Raw genomic sequence first — 21629 nt, 5'->3', positions numbered from 1 at the left:
GCCACCACCGACCACGAGGAGGCACGACGATGAGCGCACTGGGCAAGCTCACCTTCACCGAGTCCAAGCTGATGCTGCGGGACCCGTCCACGGCGATCATGACGCTGGTGTTCCCGCTGTTCCTGATGACGATCTTCGGGATCATCCCCGGCTTCCGCAAGCCCTACGACGGGTTCGGGGGCGCCGCGGTGATCGACACCTTCATCCCGGGCGTGACGGTGCTGGTGGTGCTGTCGGTGCTGGGGCTCAGCGTGATGCCGGTGTACCTGGCCACCTACCGCGAGCGCGGCATCCTGCGCAGGCTGGCCACCACCCCGGTGTCGCCGATGCTGCTGCTGGTGGCGCAGATCCTGGTGAACGCGCTGCTGGCGGTCGCGTCGGTGGCGCTGCTGATCGTGTTCGCGCGCATCGCGTTCGGCGTGCGCCCGCCGGGCGAGGCGGTCGGGTTCGCGCTGGCGTTCCTGCTGAGCGCGACCACGGTGCTGGCGCTGGGCCTGGTGATCGGCGCGCTGGCGTCGAGCAGCAAGGCCGCGACCGCGATCGGCCTGGCGGTGATGTTCCCGCTGCTGTTCCTGGCCGGCGTGTGGACGCCGGTGGAGCTGCTGCCCGAGCCGCTGGGCACGATCGGCGAGGTGACGCCGATGGGCGCGGCGTTGCAGGCGGTCCGCGACTCCTGGAGCGGGACGTTCCCCGAACCGCTGCACCTGGTGCTGCTGGCGGCTTACACCGCGGTGTTCAGCGGCATCGCCGCCAAGACGTTCCGCTGGGAGTGAGCGACCGCGGGTCAGGCGTCCACGCGGTCGCTGTGCTCGTCGAGCAGTGCGCGTTCGGCTGGGCGCAGCGGCGCCTCGCGCAGGACCGGGCGGCTGCCCGCGCCCGCCATGGCCGCCACCACCTCGGGGCGCTGCAGGGCCGACAGCGGCGAGGTCATGGTGATCACCTCGGTCATCGCCGCGTTGACCACGGGGTGCCGCAGCGACAGCGCGCCGATCCAGCGCCCGATGCGGTCCTGCTCCTCGGACACCTCCAGGGCCTTCGGGTCGACCAGGGACGTGCGGCAGTCGGGGTAGCGCACGTCCTGGGTGGTGGCGGTGAGCCACGGGGTGTCGACCAGCTCGCCGATGGCCTGCTGGGCGGCGCGGGCCAGGCCGGGTTCGTGCCCGTGCCCGGCCAGCACGCCGGCCAGCACCACGGCGCAGCGCGCGGCCGAGCTCATGCCCGTGCCGTAGACGGGGTTGAACGCGACCAGCGCGTCACCGAGCACCACCAGTCCGTCCGGCCACCGCTCGACCCGCTCGCAGTACCGCCTGCGGTTGGCCGCGCTGTGCGAGCCGCGCGGTGCGGTGAGCGGTCGGGCGATGCGCATCAGGCGGGAGATCAGCGGGTCGCGCAGGCTCGCCGCGTACTCGGCGAACCCCGCCTCGTCCACCGGCGGCCGGGCGCCGCGGGTGCCGGTCAGGCCGATCAGCCACCGGCCGTCCTCGACCGGGACCAGGCTCGCCGAGCGCCCCGGCCGTCCCGCCCGGTAGTCGGCGAACAGGTTGACCACCGGGAACCCGGTGCGGTGCGACTCGGGCGCGGCGAAGATCCGCGTGCTGTAGGCCAGGCCGGAGTCCACGACCTCCGTCGGGATCGACGGCGTGCCGAGCGCGCCCAGCCAGTGCTCCAAGCGGGACGCCCGGCCGGTGCAGTCGACGACGAGGTCCGCCGCCAGGTCCAGCGCACCGGAACCGTCCACGGCCTCGACGCGCACACCGGTCACCCGGCGGGCCTCGCCGAGCAGCCCGGCGATCTCCACACCGGTGCGCACCCGGACCCGCGGGTCGCGCAGCACCTGGTCGCGCACGACCCAGTCGATCAGGTCCCTGGTGCAGGTGATCATGAACTGGGTGGCCGGGAACCGGTGCTGCCAGCCGTCGGCCGACAGCGTCACCACGTCCTCGGGCACGCCGAGCCGGTGTGCGCCCAGCGCGCGCAGCCGATCGGTGGCGCCCGGCACGAGGGTGTCGATGGCACGCGCGCCGCCGGACATCAGCACGTGCAACTGCCGGGTCTGCGGCACGCCCCGGCGCGGCGCGGCGTGGTCCGGCAGCTCGTCGCGCTCGACGACCGTCACGCGGTCGGTGTGCCGGGCGAGCGCGGCGGCGGTGAGCATCCCGGCGAGCCCTCCACCGAGCACCACCGCGTGCGTGCCGCCTTGTGCGGCAACGACCTCCTCGGAGCCGACTACCGGGCCGGTTCCTGCCGGGCCGGCCGCTCCTGGGCCGATTCCTCCTGGGCCGGTCATGCGGTTCCTCCCCCGTGCCCCGAGTCCGGGGTGGTCCGTCGGGTCAGCCAGTCCTCCACGACCTCCGCCACGCGCGGGGCGTGCTCGCCGACCATGCTGAAGTGGTTGCCGGGCACGTCCGCGCAGGTGTGCTCGAACGGCCAGGAAGCGCGCCAGCTCTCGTCGTCGCCGTGCCACTCGCCCAACGGCTCCGAGGCGCGCACCAGCAGCGTCGGCGCGGCCAGTGGTGTCGGCTTCCACTCCACGAAGCGCTCGTAGTAGCAGGACGACGCGGTCAGGCGCGTGTCGTCCACGGACACGTAGGCGTCCTGCCGGTCCAGCACGCCCTCCACCAGCTCCGAACGCCACTCCACCATGGGCGCGGCGTTCTCCCAGCTGTAGAGGTCGAGCAGGACCAGACCGGCCACCGGTCTGCCCTGCTCCTCCAGGTGCCGGGCCAGCGCGTGGGCCAGGATCGCGCCGGCGGAGTGGCCCGCCAGCACGATCGGCCCGGTCAGGTGCCGGTCGACGGTGTCGGCCAGCAGGCGCAGCACGGTGTCGGCGTCGGCGGGCACGACCTCGCCCTCCACGAAGCCGGGCAGCGTCAGGACCACGACCTCCCGCACGCCGCGCAACGCGCCCGCGACCCTCGCGAACTCGTGCGCGCCCGAGATCGGGGACAGGCCGCTGCAGCAGACCAGCGTCGGGCGGGTGTCGCCCCGGCACAGCCGCACCGGTGCGGCGGCGGGCAGCCGGGCCAGGTCGGTGGTCGCGGGCCGGAACGCGGCGATGTCGTTGACCAGCGGCAGGAACTCGTCCAGGCGGCCCGCCTTGGTCGCGCTGTCGTACAGCTCCGCCAGCAGCCCCGGTCCGCTGTCGGTACCGGCGGCGCGCGTGCCGTCCAGTCGCGACAGCAGGTACGTCGCCAGGTCGGTCGGCGTCGGGTGGGTGAACAGCAGCGTGCCCGCCAGCGCCAGACCGGTCTCGTCGCGCAGCCGGTTGCGCAGGTCCATCGCGGTCAGCGAGTCGAAGCCCGCTTCCAGGAACGGCTGCTCGGGGTCCACTTCGGACGGTCCGGCGTGGCCGAGCACGGCGGCGGCGTGCCGGCGCACGAACTCCACCATCTCCTCGCCACGCTCGGTGACCGGCAGCGCGTCGAGGCGGTCGAGGAAACCGCGCACCGCGCCCTCGTCGGCGCTGTCGTCCTCACCGCCGGGCAGCGTGCTCCGCACGTCGGCCAGCTCGGCGAACAGCGTGCCGGGCCGGGTGGCGGTGTAGGCGTTGGCGAAGCGCGGCCAGTCGACGTCGGCGACCACCAGGTGGCCCTCCCCCGCCGCGACCGCGTGCCCCAGGGCGGTCAACGCCGTGGTGGGCGACATCAGCCGCAGGCCGCGCTGCAGGAGCTGCGCCTCGGCCTCGCCGTCGTCGTCCTGCTCCGCGCCCGCCCACGGTCCCCACGCCACGGCGGTGGCGGTGCGACCCCGCGTGCGGCGCTCCTCGGCCAACGCCTCCACCAGGCAGCCGGCCACGGCCGGGACCGCCTGGCCGGCCGCTCCCCAGGTGGTGCTGACGGAGGAGAACAGCACGAAGGCGTCCAGGTCGCGTTCGCCCAGGGCCAGGTCGAGCGACCGGGCGCCCGCCACCGGGCCGCCGACGGCCTCGGCCAGGCCCTCGATGATCCCCGCGGGCGCCGGTTCCTGCCACCCCTCCCCGGCCAGGTGGACCACGGCGCGCACCGGGTCGTCGCGGTCGAGCTCGGCGACGGCGGCGGCGACCGCGACCGGGTCGGCCAGGTCGCACGGCAGGTGCGTCGAAGCCGCTCCCAGCGCGGCCAGCTCGGCGACCAGGTCGGCGGGTGGCGGCACGGTGCCGAGCACGGCGACGCGGGACGCCCCGCCGCGGGCCAGCCAGCGGGCGACGTGGTGGGCGCGCGTCGACCCGGTGTCGGTGAGGACCACCGTGCCGCGCGGGCGCCAGGTCGGGGCGGCGGGGTCCAGCGGCAGCGCGCGGACCAGCCGCCGGGCTTCCAGCCCGCCGCGCACGACGGCGAGCTGGTCCTCGTCGTGCCGGGTGGTCAGCACCCGGACCAGCCGGTCGGTCGCGGCCTCGTCCGGCACGGCGGGCAGGTCGACCACACCACCCCAGCCCTGCGGCCACTCCAGCCCCGCGGTGCGCCCGAAGGCCCACAGCTCCGCCTGCGCGGGATCGCCGTGCGGCCGGTCGGCACGCGGGCGCGCCGCCGTCGTCACCGCCCACAGGCGGCAGTTGGGCCAGGTCTCGGTGAGCGCCGCGACCAGCGCGACGGTCCGGACCAGGGCGTCGCCTCCGCCCAGCGCGAGGAAGGACAGCACCGCCGGGTCGTCCGCGCCGGTCCCGGCGAGCGCGCGGACGAGCGCGGCCGGTTCGTCGTCCTCGACGCCGACGACGGTGACGACCCGGCCGGCCGCGGTGAGGCGGTCGGCCACCGTCCTCACCCACGGGTGTTCGACCAGGGCGCGGGGTGCGACCAGCAGCCACTCGCGCGGGCCGTCCTCGGTGTCGCCCGGTTCCACCGGCGACCAGGCGACCCGGTAGCGGACGGCGTCGACCGTGGACTTGAGGTCACGGCCCTCCCGCCACGAGGCGAGGGCGGGGAGCAGGGGGCGCACGGCGGCGGGGTCGGCGTCGATGACCGCGGCCACCGCGTCGGCGTCGGCGGCGCGCACCGCCGCCCACAGGTCCGCGTCGGGCGTGCCAGGCGCCTGCGGGGGCGCCGACGGGCGCGGCCAGTGCGCCCGGTGCTGGAAGGCGTAGGTGGGCAGCGGTGCCGGTCGTGCGCCGGGGAGGGCGGCGCGCCAGTCCACGTCGGCGCCGGCGGCGTGCAGGACGCCGAGCGCGTGCGCGACCGTGGTCGGCTCGTCGTGCCCGGACCGCAGCGCCGCCACGCACACGCCGGTGGTGTCGAGCACCTCGCGCGCCAACGCGGTGAGCACGCCGTCCGGGCCGACCTCCACGCACCGGACCACGTCGTGGGCGAGCAGCGCGGCGGCGGCGTCGGCGAAGCGGACCGTGTCGCGGGCGTTGCGCACCCAGTGCTCGGGGTCGGTCACCTCGTCGGTCACCGGGCCGCCGGTCACCGACGACACCAGGGTCCGCTCCGGGCGGCGCAGGACGATCGAGCGGAGCACGGCCCGGAACTCGTCCAGCACGGGATCGACGTGGGCGGAGTGGAAGGCGTGGCTGACGGGCAGGCGCTTGACCCGGTGGCCACGCCCGGCCAGCGTCCGCACGGCGTCGGACACCGCTTCCTCGTCGCCCGACAGCACCACCGCGCGCGGGCCGTTGACGGCGGCCAGCGACACCGCGTCGGACAGCAGCGGCGCCACCTCGCCGGGTGTGGCCTCGACGGCGACCATCGCCCCGCCGGCGGGCAGCGCGTCCATCAGCGCGCCGCGGGCCACGACGAGGCGGCACGCGTCGGGCAGGGACAGCACGCCCGCCAGGTGCGCGGCGGCGATCTCGCCGACGGAGTGGCCGACCAGGACGTCGGGCTCCACGCCCCACGCCTGGAGCGTGCGGGCCAGCGCCACCTCGACGGCGAACAGGCCGGGCTGGGCGAAGCGGGTGCGGTCGACCACCGGGTCGGCGGTGGCCAGCACCTCGCGCACCTCGGCGGGCAGGTGCGCCAGGACCTCCTCGAACGCGGCGGCGAACTCGGGTCGGGCCGCCGCGAGCGCCAGCCCCATGCCGGGGCGTTGCGCGCCCTGGCCGGTGCACAGGAACGCGGTGCGGCCCGCGGACGCGGTGAGGACGGGGCCGTCCCAGGAGCGCAGCGCAGCGGCCAGCGCCTCCGGGCCGGAGCCCGCCACGACCGCGCGGTGCTTGAGCGCGGCCCTGGTGGTGGTCAGGGCGAGGGCGACGTCGGCGGGGTGGAGGTCGCGATCGGTCTCCACGTGCGCCAGGAGCCGGGACACCTGGCCGCGCAGCGCTTCCGCGGTGTGCCCGGACAGCACCCACGGCACCGCGCCCGGCCTCTCCGCACGGGTGCCGTCCGCGACGGTGCCGGTGTCGTCGGCGCGGTTGTCGTCGGGTTTGGGGGTGTGCGGGGCGGGTGGCTCCTCGATGACGACGTGCGCGTTGGTGCCGCTGATGCCGAACGCCGACACCCCGGCACGGCGCGGCCGGTCGCCCGCGGGCCAGGGCGTGTGCTCGGTGAGCAGGCGCACCGAACCGGCCGACCAGTCCACGTGCGGGGTGGGCGCGTCGACGTGGAGGGTGCGGGGAAGGGCGCCGTGCCGCAGCGCCATGGCCGTCTTGATCACGCCGGCCACACCGGAGGCCGCCTGGGTGTGCCCGAGGTTGGACTTGAGGGAACCGAGCAGCAGCGGCCGGTCCGCGGGTCGGTCCCGGCCGTAGGTCTCCAGCAGGGCCTGCGCCTCGATCGGGTCGCCGAGCCTGGTGCCGGTGCCGTGCGCCTCCACGGCGTCCACGTCGGCGGGCTCCAGGCGCGCGTCCGCCAGGGCCTGCCGGATGACGCGGCGCTGGGCGGGGCCGTTGGGGGCGGTGAGGCCGTTCGACGCGCCGTCGGAGTTGACCGCGGTGCCACGCACCAGGGCCAGCACGGGGTGGCCGTTGCGGCGGGCGTCGGACAGCCGTTCCAGCAGCACCAGCCCGGCGCCCTCCGCCCAGCCGGTGCCGTCGGCCGCGGCGGCGAACGCCTTGCACCGGCCGTCGGCGGCCAGGCCGCCCTGGCGGGAGAACTCCAGGAAGGCGCCCGGTGTGGCCATCACGGTGGCGCCGCCCGCCAGCGCCAGGGAGCACTCCCCCGAGCGCAGCGACCGCACCGCCATGTGCAGCGCGACCAACGACGACGAGCAGGCGGTGTCGACGGTGATCGCGGGCCCCTCGAAGCCGAAGGTGTAGGAGATGCGGCCGGACACCACCGAGCCCGCGTTGCCGGTCGCCAGGTGGCCTTCCACCGGCTCCCCGGAGGCCAGCAGCAGCGGCGTGTAGTCCTGTCCGCTGCACCCCACGAACACCCCGGTCGCGCTGCCGCGCAGGGAGTGCGCGTCGATCCCGGCGCGCTCGAACGCCTCCCACGCCACCTCCAGCAGCAACCGCTGCTGCGGGTCCATCGCCAGCGCCTCGCGCGGGGAGATCCCGAAGAAACCCGCGTCGAAGTCGGCCACGTCGTGCAGGAACCCGCCCTCGGTGGTCAACCCGGCGTCGAGGTCGACGGCCTGCAGCGCGGCCAGGTCCCAGCCCCGGTTGCCGGGGAAGCGGCCGACCGCGTCCGCGCCGGTGCGCACCAGCTCCCACAGGTCCTCCGGGGAGCGCACCCCGCCGGGGTAGCGGCACCCCATGCCGACCACGGCGACCGGGTCGGGCTCGGCGTCCTCCAGCTCCCGCACGCGCTGCCGGGTGCGGTGCAGCTCGGCGATCACCTTCTTGAGGTAGTCGCGGAGCTTGTCCTCGTTGTCGGTCACGGGGCCTCCAGGCGGGCGTGGCTGTTCACAGCAGCCCCAGGTCCTTGTCGACCAGGTCGAAGAGGTCGTGGTCGGTGGCGTCCGCCAGGTCCGGTCCGGTGGCCGCCTCGGCGGTGTCCAGGTGCGACAGCACCCGGCGCAGCCGCAGCGCCACGCGGGCGCGGTCCTCGTCGGCGACCTCGCCCGCGGTCACCAGGTCCTCCACCCGACCCAGCTCGGCCAGCAGCGCGCCGACCTCGTCCACCTCCGGCCCGCCGACGACGTCGAGCAGCCACCCGGCCAGCTCCACCGGGGTGGGGTAGTCGAACACGACGGCCGCCGACAGGGCCGCCCCCGTCGCGTCGGCCAGCCGGTTGCGCAGCTCCACCGCGGTGAGCGAGTCGAAGCCCAGGTCGCGGAACGCCCGGTCGGGTTCCACCGCCGCCGCGTCGGGGTGGCCGAGCACCGCAGCGGCCTCCTCGCGGACCAGCTCCGTGAGCAGGTCGCGCGCACCGGCCCGGTCCAGGCCGGCCAGCCGGGCACGGAGCTCGGAGCCGTCGCCCACCGGTTCCCCGGGCTCCGACGCGGCCCGCGCCTCCGGCAGCTCGTCGAGCAGCGGCCGGGGGCGGGCCAGGGTGAACGCGGGGGCGAAGCGCGCCCAGTCCACGTCGGCGACGGTGACCTGCGTGTCGCCGCCCGCGAGGGCGGTCAGCATGGCCGACACCGCCGGGCCGGGCGCCATGGCGCGCACGCCCTGGTGGTCGAGCAGGTCCACCGCGCCACCGGTGGCGGCCATGCCGCCCTGCGCCCACGGTCCCCACGCCAGCGAGGTGGCGGGCAGCCCGCGGGCGCGTCGGTGCTCGGCCAGCGCGTCGAGGTGGCTGTTCGCGGCGGCGTAGGCCGCTTGGCCCGCGCTGCCCCAGGTGGCCGAGACGGACGAGAACAGCACGAAGGCGTCCAGGTCGCGGTCGCCCAGCAGGTCGTGCAGGTTCCGCGCGCCCTCCACCTTGCCGTGCACCACGGTCCTGACCTCGGCCGGGCCCAGCAGGGGCGTGGGGGTGAGCTGGCCGACGCCCGCCGTGTGCACCACGGTCCGCAGGTCCTCGCCCAGGTCGGCCAGCAGCGCGGCCAGCCCGTCGCGGTCGGCGGCGTCGCAGGCGACGACGCTGACCCCGGCGCCCAGCGCCCGCAGTTCGTCGACCAGCTCCGCCGCGCCGGGGCCCTCGGGACCGCGCCTGCTGGTGAGCACCAGGTGCTCGGCGCCCGCGGCGACCAGCGCACGGGCCACGTGGGCGCCCAGCGCGCCGGTGCCCCCGGTGACAAGGGCCGTGCCGCTGGTGCGCCAGTCGTGCCCGACCGCGGGGGACGGCGCGTGCTCCAGGCGCCGGACGTGGACGCCGGAGGAGCGCAGGGCGAGCTGGTCCTCCGGGCCTGCCCCGGCGATCAGCGACCTCAGGGTCGCCGCCGCGGTCGCGTCGAGGTCGGCGGGCAGGTCGATCAGACCGCCCCACCGCTCGGGCCGCTCCAGGCCGAGGACCCGGCCGAGGCCCCACACCTGCGCCTGGTCGGGGTCGCGCAGCGGGTCGGCGGCGCCGGTGGAGACCGCGCCGCGGGTCAGGCACCACAGCGGGGCGGCCACCCCCGCGTCGTCCAGCGCCTGGGCCAGCAGCAGCGTCGAGGTGAACCCCGCGTCGCCCGAGGCGAGCAGCGACACGACGCCGGCCACGTCGGGCAGTGCCGAGAGCCGGACCGCGACCGCTTGGCGGTCCTCGGCGCCGGTCAGCTCGAACAGCACCGGTTCGGCGCCGTCGCCGGCGAGCGCGGCGCACGCCGGGTGCGCCCACTCCCCCGCCGACCCGGGCAGCACGACCAGCAGGCGACCGGTGAGCGCCGCCGCGGGAACGGCGGCGGACCGCCACGCGGTGCGGTAGCGCCAGCCGTCGGCGGCTCCGCGATCGGTGTGCCGCTTGCGCAGCGCGGTCAGGGCGGGCAGCACGCCGCCCAGGTGCTCCGGGTCGACGTCGAGCCGGTCGGCCAGGGCGGTCACGTCCGCGCGCTCCAGGTCGGCCCAGAAACCGGCGTCCGCGACCGGCTCGGCGGGCGTCGCCGGCGGGACCGCCGGGCGGGCCCAGTAGTGCTCGTGCCGGAAGGCGTAGGTGGGCAGCCCGACCACGCGGGCCCCGGCGCCCGCGAAGAACGCGGACCAGTCCACGGTCCCGCCGTGCGCGTGCAGCGCGGCGACCCCGGCGACCAGCGACTCCCGCTCGGGCTTGTCGCGGCGCAGCAGCGGCACCACGGCGGCCTTCTCGCCGTCGGGCAGGCAGCCCGCGGTCAGCGCGGCGAGCACCCCGTCCGGGCCGATCTCGACGAACCGCCGCACGTCCCGCGCCAGCAGGGTCGCGATGCCGTCGGCGAACCGCACGGCGCCGCGCGCGTGGGAGACCCAGTGGTCCGGCGTCGCGATCTCCTCGCCCGCGACGGCGCCGTCGACGTTGGAGACGATCGGGATCTGCGGAGCGGTGAAGGTCAGGCCCTGCGCGACGGTTCGGAAGGCGTCCAGCGCCGGTTCCACCCGCGCCGAGTGGAAGGCGTGGCTGACGGCCAGGCGCGAGGTCTTGCGGCCACGCGCGGCGAACTCGGCGGCGACGCGCAGCACCGCGTCCTCGTCGCCGGACAGCACCACCGACTCCGGCCCGTTGACCGCGCCGACCTCGACCCCCGGCACGCCGTCCACGGCGGACCGGACCTCGTGCTCGGCGGCCTGCACGGCGACCATCGCACCGCCCGCAGGCAGGTCGCGCATGAGCGTGCCCCTGGCGACCACGAGCGCGCAGGCGTCGTCCAGGTCGAACACGCCCGCCACGTGCGCGGCGGCGAGTTCGCCGATGGAGTGCCCCAGCAGCACGTCGGGCCGCACGCCCCAGGACTCCAGCAGCCGGAACACCGCCACCTCGACGGCGAACAGCGCGGCCTGGGTGAAGTCGGTGCGGTCCAGCAGCGCCGCCTCCGGGGTGCCCGGCGCGGCGAACGCCACCTCGCGCAGCGGCCGGTCCAGGTGCGGGTCCACCCTGGCGCACACCTCGTCGAACGCGTCGGCGAACACCGGGTGCCCGGCGTAGAGGTCACGGCCGGCACCCGCGCGTTGCGCGCCCTGCCCGGAGAACAGGAACGCCGTGCCCTGGTGCCTGCCCCGCGCCGACCCGGTGGCCGCCCGGCCCCCGGCGACGGCGTCGAGACCGCGCAGCAGCTCCTCCGGGTCGCTGCCCACGACGGCGGCCCGGTGCTCCAGGTGCGCCCGCGTGGTGGCCAACGACAGGGCCACGTCCACCGGGACGGGCTCGGGTCCGGCGCGCAGGTGCTCGGCCAGGCGCGCGGCCTGGGCCCGCAGCGCGTCCGCGGTGGCGCCCGACAGCGTCCACGGCACGGGTACGGCGGCCGGGGTGGGCCGGGGCGCGGGCGGGTCGGCGGGCGCCGCTTCGAGGATGGCGTGGGCGTTGGTGCCGCTGATGCCGAACGCCGACACGCCGATGCGCCGCGGCCCGCCGGTCGAGGGCCACTCGGTGTGCTCGGTCAGCAGCCGGACCCGCCCGGCCGACCAGTCCACGTGCGGGCTGGGCTCGTCCACGTGCAGCGTGGCCGGCAGCACGCCGTGGCGCAGCGCCAGCACGGCCTTGATCACCCCGGCGACGCCCGCGGCGGCCTGGGTGTGGCCGATGTTGGACTTGACGGAGCCCAGCAACAGCGGGGTCTCCCGGTCCTGGCCGTAGGTGGCGATCAGCGCCTGTGCCTCGATCGGGTCGCCCAGCGTCGTGCCCGTGCCGTGCGCTTCCACGGCGTCCACGTCGGACGGGCGCAGGCCGGCGTTGGCCAGCGCCTGCCGGATCACCCGCTGCTGCGACGGGCCGTTGGGCGCGGTCAACCCGTTCGACGCGCCGTCCTGGTTCACCGCGCTGCCGCGCAGCACCGCGAGCACCTCGTGGCCGCGACGACGGGCGTCGGAGAGCCGTTCCAGCAGCACCACGCCCGCGCCCTCACCCCAGCCGGTGCCGTCGGCGGAGGCGGCGAACGCCTTGCAGCGGCCGTCCGGGGACAGGCCGCGCTGCCGGCTGAAGCCGATGAACATGCCGGGTGTCGCCATCACGGTCGCGCCACCGGCCAGCGCCAGGTCGCACTCCCCCGCGCGCAGCGCCTGCGCGGCCAGGTGCAGCGCCACCAAGGACGCCGAGCACGCGGTGTCCACGGTGACCGCCGGACCCTCCAGCCCCATCGCGTAGGACACGCGCCCGGACAGCACGCTGCCCGCGCCACCGGTGAGCAGGTGACCCTCCGCGCCCTCCTGCGCCCCGGCGACCGCGCCGTAGTCCTGGTAGTTGATGCCCGCGAACACGCCGGTGCTGCTGCCGCGCAGGCTGTGCGGGTCGATCCCGGCCCGTTCCACCGCCTCCCACGAGATCTCCAGCAGCAACCGCTGCTGCGGGTCCATCGAGGTGGCCTCGCGCGGCGAGATCCCGAAGAAACCGGCGTCGAAGTCGCCCGCCTCGGGCACGAAACCGCCCTCGCGGGCGTAGGAGGTGCCGGGCTGGTCGGGGTCGGGGTGGTAGATCGCGTCGAGGTCCCAGCCCCGGTTCGCGGGCACCGCGCCCACGGCGTCACGGCCCTCGACCAGCAGCCGCCACAGCGCCTCGGGGTCGTGGGCGCCGCCGGGCAACCGGAGGCCGAGGCCGACCACGGCGATCGGCTCCGCCGTCGGCACGGCCGCCGGGGACACCGGCGGGAGATCCGGACCGGTGTCGCCGAGCTGGGCCAGCAGGTGGTGGGTGAGCGCCGACGGCGTGGGGTGGTCGAACACCGCGGTCGCGGACAGCCGCACGCCGGTCGCGGCGGCCAGCACGTTGCGGAACTCCACCGCCGTGAGCGAGTCGAACCCCAGGTCGCGGAACGACCTGTCCGGTTCGACGGCGTCCGCGTCGGCGTGCCGGAGCACGGCGGCGGCGCGGGTCCGCACCAGGTCCAGCGCCACCCGGGCGCGGTCGGCCGCGGGCACCGCGGCCAGGCCGACGACGACCGGCTCCCCCGACTCCCGCGCGGCGGGCGCGGCGGCTTCCGGCAGGGCGGAGAACAGCGGTCCGGGGCGGATCGCGGTGATGCCGGGCAGCAGGGTCGCCCAGTCCACGTCGGCCACGACCTCCACCGGCTCACCGGTGGTGATCACCCGGTCCAGCGCGGTCAGCGCGTCGTCCGGCGCCATCGGCCGGAACCCTCCGGTGCGCAGGCGCGTCTCGCGCACCGCGCCGTCGGCGGCCTGGCCGGTGTCGGCCCACGCGCCCCAGGCCACCGAGGTGGCGGGCAGGCCCAGGCCGCGGCGGTGCACGGCCAGCGCGTCGAGGTAGGCGTTCGCGGCGGCGTAGTTGGCCTGGCCCGCGCTGCCGATCCCCCCGGCCGCGGAGGAGAACAGCACGAACGCGGCGAGGTCGTGCCCGCGGGTCAGCTCGTGCAGGTGGGCCGCGCCCAGCGCCTTGACCCTCAGCACCCGGTCGACGCGGTGCGGGGTCATCGCGTCGACCACGCCGTCGTCGAGCAGCCCGGCGGCGTGCACGACGGCGGTGACCGGCTCGTCGTCCAGCAGGGCGGCGAGCGCGGCGCGGTCGGTGACGTCGCAGGCCACCGCGTGGGCGTCGGTCCCGGCCGCGCGCAGGTCGGCCACCAGCTCGTCCGCGCCGGGCGCGTGCGGGCCGCCGCGGCTGAGCAGCAGCACCTTGCGCGCGCCGCGGGAAGCCAGCCTGCGGGCCAGGGCCGCGCCGAGACCACCGGTGCCGCCGGTGATGACGACGGTCCCGCCGCCGGTCCAGTCGGTCTCGTCCACCGGGCGGGCGACCACGCGCTCCAGCCGGCGGCCGAACACCCCGGACGGGCGGACCGCCACCTGGTCCTCCTCGCCCGCGAGGATGCGGGCGAGGTGGGTGCGGTCACGGGCGTCGGGCGCGACGGGCAGGTCCACCAGACCGCCCCAGCGCTGCGGGTGCTCCATCGCCACCACGCGCCCGAAACCCCACACGGCGTGCTGCTCGGGGGCGACGGCCTCGCCGCGGCCGACCTGGACGGCGTCCCGGGTCGCGCACCACAAGGGCGCTTCGACGCGCAGGTCACCCAACGCCTGCACGGCGGCCATGGTCACCGCGACAGGCGCGGCGTGGTCACCTCGGTGGGCAAGGGCGAGCAGGGACACCACGCCCGTGACGGCGTCGAGGTCGGTGTCGGTGTCGCGCAGGGCGTCGCCGATGCCGAGCCGGTCCACGTCCACCGCGCAGGTGAGGAGGACCGGGGTGGCACCGTGGACGTGCAGCGACTCCACCACGGCGTCGGTCCACGCCCGCGCGCCCTCGGCGTCCGGGGCGAGGACGAGCCAGGTCCCCGCGAGGTCGACGGCGCGCCCGGTGGGCAGGTGGTGCCAGGTCTCGCGGTAGCGCCAGGTGTCCACCGCGGCGACCCGGTCCCGGTCCCGTCGCCACGCCGCGAGGGCGGGCAGCGCGGCGTGCAGCGGCGTGGCCGGGTCGAGCGCCAGCGCGGTGAGGTCACCGGAGTCCACGGCGTGCCAGAACTCCGCGTCGACCGCGGAGGCGGTCGGCGCCGCCGGAGCCGCCGCCGGCAGGTCGGGCCAGTAGCGCTCCTGCTGGAACGGGTAGGTGGGCAGGTCGACGCGGTGTCCACCGGCCAGGGCTGCCACCCACTTCGGTGTGACGCCGCGCACGGCGACCTCGCCCAGCGACAGCAGCATCCGGTCCAAGCCACCGTCGTCACGGCGCAGGGAGCCGACCGCGATCACCTCGTCCGCCTGCTCCTGCACCGCCATCGTCAGCAACGGGTGCGGCGAACACTCCACGAACACACCGAAACCGTTGCCCACCAGACTTTCCACCGCGTCCGCGAAGCCGACCGTCGAACGCAGGTTGCGGAACCAGTAGTCCGCATCCAACGCCGACCCGTCCTCCACCTCACCGGTGAGCGTCGAGTACAGCGGCACGTCACCCGCGCGGGGCGCGATAGGTGCCAGCACCTGCGCCAACTCCTCGCGCAACTCCTCCACCTGCGCCGAGTGCGACGCGTAGTCCACCGCGATCCGCTTCGCCCGAACACCCTCGGCCTCACAAGCCGCGACCAGGTCGTCCAACGCGCCCGGCTCACCCGAGACGACGACCGCCGACGGACCGTTCACCGCAGCGACCGAAATCCGCTCACCGAACGACGCGATCCGGGTCCGGACATCCGCCTCCGAGGCGGCGACCGACACCATGCCGCCGCGACCGGCCAACCGCCGCAACACCCGAGACCGCAACGCCACCACCCGCGCCGCGTCTTCGAGCGACAACGCACCGGAAACACACGCGGCAGCGATCTCGCCTTGGGAGTGACCCACCACCGCAGCCGGCTCAACGCCCCACGAACGCCAGAGAGCCGCAAGGGACACCATTACGGCGAACAGCACCGGCTGGACCACATCCACGCGATCCAGCGACACCTCACCACGCAAAGCCTCGTGCAAGGACCAGTCGCAGAACGGGCCCAACGCGGCAGCGCACTCCGCCAACCGCTCCGCGAACACCGACGACTGCTCGGCCAACTCCAAAGCCATCCCGACCCACTGCGAACCCTGACCAGGGAACACGAACACCACCCGACCCGGCTCACCCGCCACACCACGCACCAACGCGGGTGACGCCTCGTCGCGGGCCAGGGCTTCCAGGGCGGTGGTGAGGTCCGACCGGTCGCGGCCCACGACGACCGCCCGGTGCTCGAACGCCGATCGGGTCGTGGCCAGCGACCACGCCACGTCCACGGGTTCGTGCGCGTCGATCACGGCGGTGAGCCGTCGCGCCTGGTCGCGCAGCGCGGCCGGGGTGCGGCCGGACAGCGGCAACGCCGTGGCGGCCGGGGCGGGGCGGTCGGCCGGGACGGGCGGTGCCGGGTCGGCCTGCTCCAGGATCACGTGCGCGTTCGTGCCGCTGATGCCGAAGGAGGACACCCCGGCGCGGCGGGGGCCGGTGGTCTCCGGCCAGTCCAGCGCCTCGGTGGCCACCCGCACCGCGCCCTCGGCCCAGTCCACGTGCGGGCTCGGCTCGTCCACGTGCAGGGTGGCCGGGATACGGCCGTGCCGCAGCGCCAGCACCGCCTTGATCACCCCGGCGACACCGGCCGCGGCCTGGGTGTGGCCGATGTTGGACTTCACCGAGCCCAGCCACAGCGGCTCGTCCCGGCCCCGGCCGTAGGTGGCCAGCAGTGCCTGGGCCTCGATCGGGTCGCCGAGGGTGGTGCCGGTGCCGTGGGCTTCCACGAACTCCACGTCGGCCGCGGTGAGCCCGGCGTCGGCCAGCGCGGCGCGGATCACCCGCTGCTGGGCGGGACCGCTGGGCGCGGTGAGCCCGTTGGACGCGCCGTCCTGGTTCACCGCACTGCCACGCAGCACCGCCAGCACCGGGTGGCCGTTGCGGCGCGCGTCCGACAGCCGCTCCACCAGCAGCACGCCGACGCCCTCGGCGAAGCCCGTTCCGTCGGCGGAGGAGCTGAACGCCTTGCAGCGGCCGTCCGAAGCCAGGCCGCCCTGCTTGCTGAACTCGGTGAACAGCCCCGGCGTGGACATGGTGGTGACCCCGCCCGCGAGGGCCAACGAGCAGTCGCCGTTGCGCAGCGCCTGCGCGGCCAGGTGCAGCGCCACCAGCGACGACGAGCACGCCGTGTCCACGGTGACCGCCGGGCCTTCCAGCCCGAAGGTGTAGGAGACGCGGCCGGAGAGCACGCTGGCGGTGTTGCCGGTCGCGATCTGCCCCTGGAGGTTCGCGGGCCTGCTCATCAGCAGCGACGTGTAGTCCTGCCCGTTGGTGCCGGCGAACACGCCCACAGACGTGCCGCGCAGGCTGCGCGGGTCGATGCCGCCACGTTCCAGCGCCTCCCACGAGGTCTGCAGCAGCAGCCGCTGCTGCGGGTCGACGGCCAGCGCCTCGCGCGGGGAGATACCGAAGAAGGCGGGATCGAACTCGGCGACGTCGTCGAGGAACCCGCCCCGGAAGGTCCGCACCTCCTCGGCGTCGGACAGCGCGTAGACCGCGTCGAGGTCCCAGCCGCGGTCGGCGGGGAACGGACCGGTCGCGTCGTGCCCCTCGGCCAGCAGGCGCCAGAACTGCTCGGGGTCGCGCACGCCGCCGGGGAAGCGGCACGCCATGCCGATGACGGCGATCGGGTCGTCGTCCACGCGCGGCTCGGCGGTCGCGGTCACCGCGGTCACCACGTCGCCCCGCGCGTCGGCGGACAGCTCGGAGCTGAGGTGGGCGGCCAGTGCCCTGGGTGTGGGGTGGTCGAAGACCAGGGTGACCGGCAGCCGCAGGTCGGTCAGCGCGGCCAGCCGGTTGCGCAGCTCCACGGCGGTGACCGAGTCGAAGCCCAGGTCGCGGAACGCCCGGTCGGGACCCACGTCCTCGCCGGAGGCGTGGCCGAGCACCGGCGCCACGGCCGTCCGGACCAGGTCCAGCAACCGGGCCGTGGCGTCGGCCCGGCTCAGCCCGGCCAGCTCGTCGGCCAGGGTCAGCTCGGCGACGGGACCGCCCTGCGCGGCCTGCGCGGCCAGCAGGGTCGCCACCTCGGGGATGTCGCGCAGGACGTGGGAGGTGCGGGTGGCGGTCATCGCCACGAAGAACCGGTCCCAGTCGATGTCGGCCAGGGCCACGTGCACGTCCCGCTGGGTGACGGCCTGTCCCAGGGCGAGCACGGCCAACCGGGGGTCCATGCCGGGCAGGCCGTGCCGGCGCGCGAGCGCGCCGACCCCGCCCTCCGCCATGCCGTCGCCCTCCCACGGTCCCCACGCCAACGACGTCGCCGGCAGGCCCAGCGCGCGGCGGTGGTGCGCGAACGCGTCGAGGAAGGCGTTGCCGGGCGCGTAGTTGCCCTGGCCGGACGCGCCGAAGGTGCCCGCCATGGAGGAGAACAGCACGAAGGCGTCGAGGTCGAGGTGGCGGGTCAGCTCGTGCAGGTGGGTGGTGGCGTCCCGCTTGACCGCCAGCACCCGCGCGAGCTGGTCGGTGGTGAGCGAGTCGATCACGCCGTCGTCCAGCACGGCAGCGGTGTGCACCACGGCGGTGAGCGGCACGTCGGCGAGCAGGTCGGCCAGCGCGGCGCGGTCGGTGACGTCGCAGGCGGCCACGGTGGCGCGCACGCCGAGCGCGGTCAGCTCGGCGGTCAGCTCGGCCGCGCCGGGTGCGTCCGGGCCACGCCTGCTGACCAGCAGCAGGTGCTCGGCGCCCTGCGCGGCCAGCCAGCGCGCGGTGTGCGCGCCCAGGCCGCCGGTGCCGCCGGTGACCAGGACCGTGCCGCGCGGCTTCCAGGGCCGGCCGGAGCCGGTGACGGGGGCGCGCACGATGCGGCGGGCCAGCAGCCCGGTGGGGCGCAGCGCGAGCTGGTCCTCGCCGGTGCGGCCGGCCAGCACCGCGCCCAGCAGGTCGGCGACGCGGTCGTCCGGTGCGGGCGGCAGGTCGAGCAGACCGCCCCAGCGCTGGGGGTACTCCTGGGCGGCGACCCGGCCGAAGCCCCAGACCAGCGCCTGGTCCGGGTTGCCCTCGACGTCGCCGGGGCCGGTGGTGACGGCGCCGCGGGTCAGGCACCAGAGCGGTGCCCGCACGCCGAGGTCGCCCAGGGCCTGGACCAGGGCCGCGGTGGCGGTGTGGCCGAGCACCGCCGAGGGGTGGTCGGGGTGGGTGCGCTCGTCGAACGCCAGCGCGCTGAGGACGCCGTCGACGTCGCGGTGGGCGTCGAGGGCGTCCGCCAAGGCGACCCGGTCGGCCTCGGTGTCCACGACCAGCGGCACGAAGTGGGTGCCGCGCGCGGTGAGGGCGGCGGTCAGCGAGGTCAGGAGCCGGTCGTCGCGATGGGTGTCGGGCACGAGCAGGAGCCACGTGCCGGCCGGCGCCGCCGGCACGACGCCGGTGACGGGCTTCCACTCGATCCGGTAGCGCCACCCCGCGACGGTCGTGCTGTCCTGGCTCTTCTTGCGCCAGCCCGCCAGCGCGGGCAGCACGTCGCTGAGAGGGGTGGCCGGATCGAGGTCCAACGCCGTGGCGAGCGCGTCGATGTCACCGCTGTCGACGGTCCGCCAGAACTCGTCGTCCTCGACGGCTCGCGCGGGCGCCGCGGCGAGGTCGGTCGCCTTCGGCCAGAAGTGCTGGTGCTGGAACGGGTAGGTGGGCAGGTCGACCCGCCGGCCGTCGGGGATCACCTCCGTCCACTTCGGGGTGACGCCGCGCACCACGGTCTCACCGAGGGACAGCAGCATCCGGTCGAGACCGCCGTCTTCGCGGCGCAGGGAGCCGACCGCGATCACGTCGTCGGCCTGCTCCTGCACGGCCATGGTCAGGATCGGGTGCGGGGAGCACTCGACGAAGACGCCGAACTCGTCGGCGACGAGCTTGTCCACGGCATCGGCGAAACCGACCGTCGAGCGCAGGTTGCGGAACCAGTAGTCGGCGTCCAGGGCGGAGCCGTCCTCCACCCGGCCCGTGAGCGTCGAGTACAGCGGCACGTCACCGACCCGCGGCCGGATCGGACCCAGCACCTCGGCCAGCTCGTCGCGCAGTTCCTCCACCTGGGCGGAGTGCGACGCGTAGTCGACCGCGATGCGCTTGGCCCGGACACCGTCGGCCTCGCAAGCCGCGACCAGCCCGTCCAGCGCGTCCGGTTCGCCCGACACGACGACAGCCGAGGGACCGTTCACAGCGGCGACCGAGATCCGCTCGCCGAACGACTCGATCCGCGCACGCACATCCGTTTCGGAGGCGGCGATCGACACCATGCCACCGCGACCGGCCAGCCTGCGCAACACCCGCGAACGCAACGCCACCACTCGTGCCGCGTCCTCAAGCGAGAGCGCACCCGACACGCACGCGGCGGCGATCTCACCCTGCGAGTGACCGACCACCGCCGCGGGCTCAATCCCCCACGAACGCCACAACGCGGCGAGAGACACCATCACCGCGAACAGCACGGGCTGCACCACGTCCACCCGGTCCAGCGACACGCGACCGTGCAAAGCATCGTTCAAGGACCAGTCGCAGAACGGATCCAGGGCAGCGGCGCACTCCGCCAATCGGGCGGCGAACACCGGTGACTGCTCCGCCAGCTCCAGAGCCATCCCGACCCACTGCGAACCCTGGCCCGGGAACACGAACACCACCCGGCCGGGGTCGTTCGCGGTGCCGGTCACCACGGCCGGGTGCCCGGCGTCGGCGGCGACCGCGCGCAGCCCGGCGGCCAGTTCCGCCCGGTCGCGGCTCACCAGCACCGCGCGGTGCTCGAACAGCGCCCTGGTCGTCGCCAGGGAGCGGGCGAGGTCGGCGGGCGCGTGCTCGTCGGCCAGGGGCAGCAGGCGCGTGGCCTGCTCGCGCAGCGCGGCGGCGGACCTGGCGGACAGGACGACCGGCACCACGGCGGCCTCGGTGGTGTCCGCTACGAGGTCCGCGGGTTCGGCCTCTTCCAGGATCACGTGCGCGTTGGTGCCGCTCACCCCGAACGACGACACGCCCGCCCGGCGCGGCCGGTCCGCGACGGCCTCCCACGGGCGGGGCTCGGTCAGCAGGGCCACTTCGCCCTCGGACCAGTCGACCTTGGCCGAGGGCGCGTCCACGTGGAGGGTGCGCGGCAGCGTGCCGTGCCGCATGGCCTCGATCATCTTGATGACGCCCGCGACGCCCGCCGCCGCTTGCGTGTGACCGAGGTTGGACTTCACCGAACCCAGCCACAGCGGCCGGCCGCCGGGCCGGTCCTGGCCGTAGGTGGCCAGCAGCGCCTGGGCCTCGATCGGGTCGCCCAGGACGGTCCCGGTGCCGTGCGCCTCCACGACGTCCACATCGGACGGTCCGAGGTCGGCGTTCTCCAGGGCGCGCAGGATCACCCGCTGCTGCGAGGGCCCGTTGGGCGCGGTCAGGCCGCTGCTGGCGCCGTCCTGGTTGACCGCGCTGCCGCGCAGCACCGCCAGCACGGGGTGGCCGTTGCGGCGCGCGTCGGACAACTTCTCCAGCACCAGCAGCCCGACGCCCTCGGACCAGCCGGTGCCGTCGGCGGCGTCGGCGAACGACTTGCACCGGCCGTCGGCGGCCAGGCCGCGCTGCCGGGAGAAGGCGATGAACGTGCCGGGCGTGGACATGACGGTCACCCCGCCCGCCAGCGCGAGGGAGCACTCCCCCGACCGCAGCGCGTGCGCGGCGAGGTGCATGGCCACCAGCGACGACGAGCAGGCCGTGTCGACGGTGACCGCCGGGCCTTCCAGTCCCAGGGTGTAGGAGATGCGGCCGGAGGCGACGCTGGCGCTCGCGCCGGTGCTCAGGTACGCCTCGGAACCCTCGGGCATGAAGGGCATCTGCGAGGCGTAGTCGGAGTACATGACGCCGACGAACACGCCGGTGTCGGTGCCGCGCAGCCCGCGCGGGTCGATCGCGGCGCGTTCGAGCGCTTCCCACGACGTTTCCAGCAGCAGGCGCTGCTGCGGGTCCATCACCAGCGCCTCGCGCGGGGAGATCCCGAAGAAGGCGGGGTCGAACTCGGCCGCCTCGTGCAGGAACCCGCCCTCGGCGGTCGAGGACGTGCCGGGGTTTTCGGGGTCCGGGTCGTAGAGCCCGGCCACGTCCCAACCGCGGTCCACGGGGAACGGCCCGATGGCGTCGCCGCCGGACTCGACCAGCCGCCACAGGTCCTCCGGGGAGGCGACGCCGCCGGGGTAGCGGCAGGCCGTGCCGACGATCGCGATCGGCTCACCCGCTGCGGCCTCGGCCCGGCGCAGCCGCTCGCGCGTCTGGTGCAGGTCCGCGGTGACGCGCTTGAGGTACTCCCGCAGCTTCTGCTCAGTGGCCATTCGAACCTCGCCGGTCGCAGGGTGGGAAGGGGTC

The 21629-nt window shown here is 75.8% G+C and carries 2 protein-coding genes and 2 pseudogenes; 1 reads left to right on the top strand and 3 read right to left on the bottom strand.

The window, feature by feature from the left end; genetic code table 11:
• Positions 1-29: 29 nt before the first annotated feature.
• Entirely contained in the window at positions 30-773 is a 744-nt protein-coding gene (locus ACQPYE_RS17680; RefSeq protein ID WP_498722428.1) for an ABC transporter permease, read from the top strand.
• 11 nt (positions 774-784) lie between these two features.
• Here the strand turns inward: ACQPYE_RS17680 and ACQPYE_RS17675 are convergent, their stop codons facing one another.
• The 3 genes and pseudogenes from ACQPYE_RS17675 to ACQPYE_RS17665 all read right to left on the bottom strand — a co-directional run.
• Complete coding sequence (locus ACQPYE_RS17675) at positions 785-2179, bottom strand: NAD(P)/FAD-dependent oxidoreductase (RefSeq protein ID WP_498722427.1); 1395 nt, start codon at positions 2177-2179, stop codon at positions 785-787.
• Between the two features lie 104 nt (positions 2180-2283).
• Positions 2284-7722 (bottom strand): annotated as a pseudogene (locus ACQPYE_RS17670) (type I polyketide synthase); the annotation flags it as partial.
• Positions 7723-7756: 34 nt separating this feature from the next.
• A pseudogene (locus tag ACQPYE_RS17665) lies at positions 7757-21583 on the bottom strand (type I polyketide synthase); the annotation flags it as partial.
• Positions 21584-21629: the final 46 nt, after the last annotated feature.

Source organism: Actinosynnema sp. CA-299493, from assembly GCF_050946825.1.
Lineage (GTDB): Bacteria > Actinomycetota > Actinomycetes > Mycobacteriales > Pseudonocardiaceae > Actinosynnema.
The sequence above is the reverse complement of the archived record's forward strand: the minus strand, read 5'-3'. Positions and strand labels throughout refer to the sequence as shown.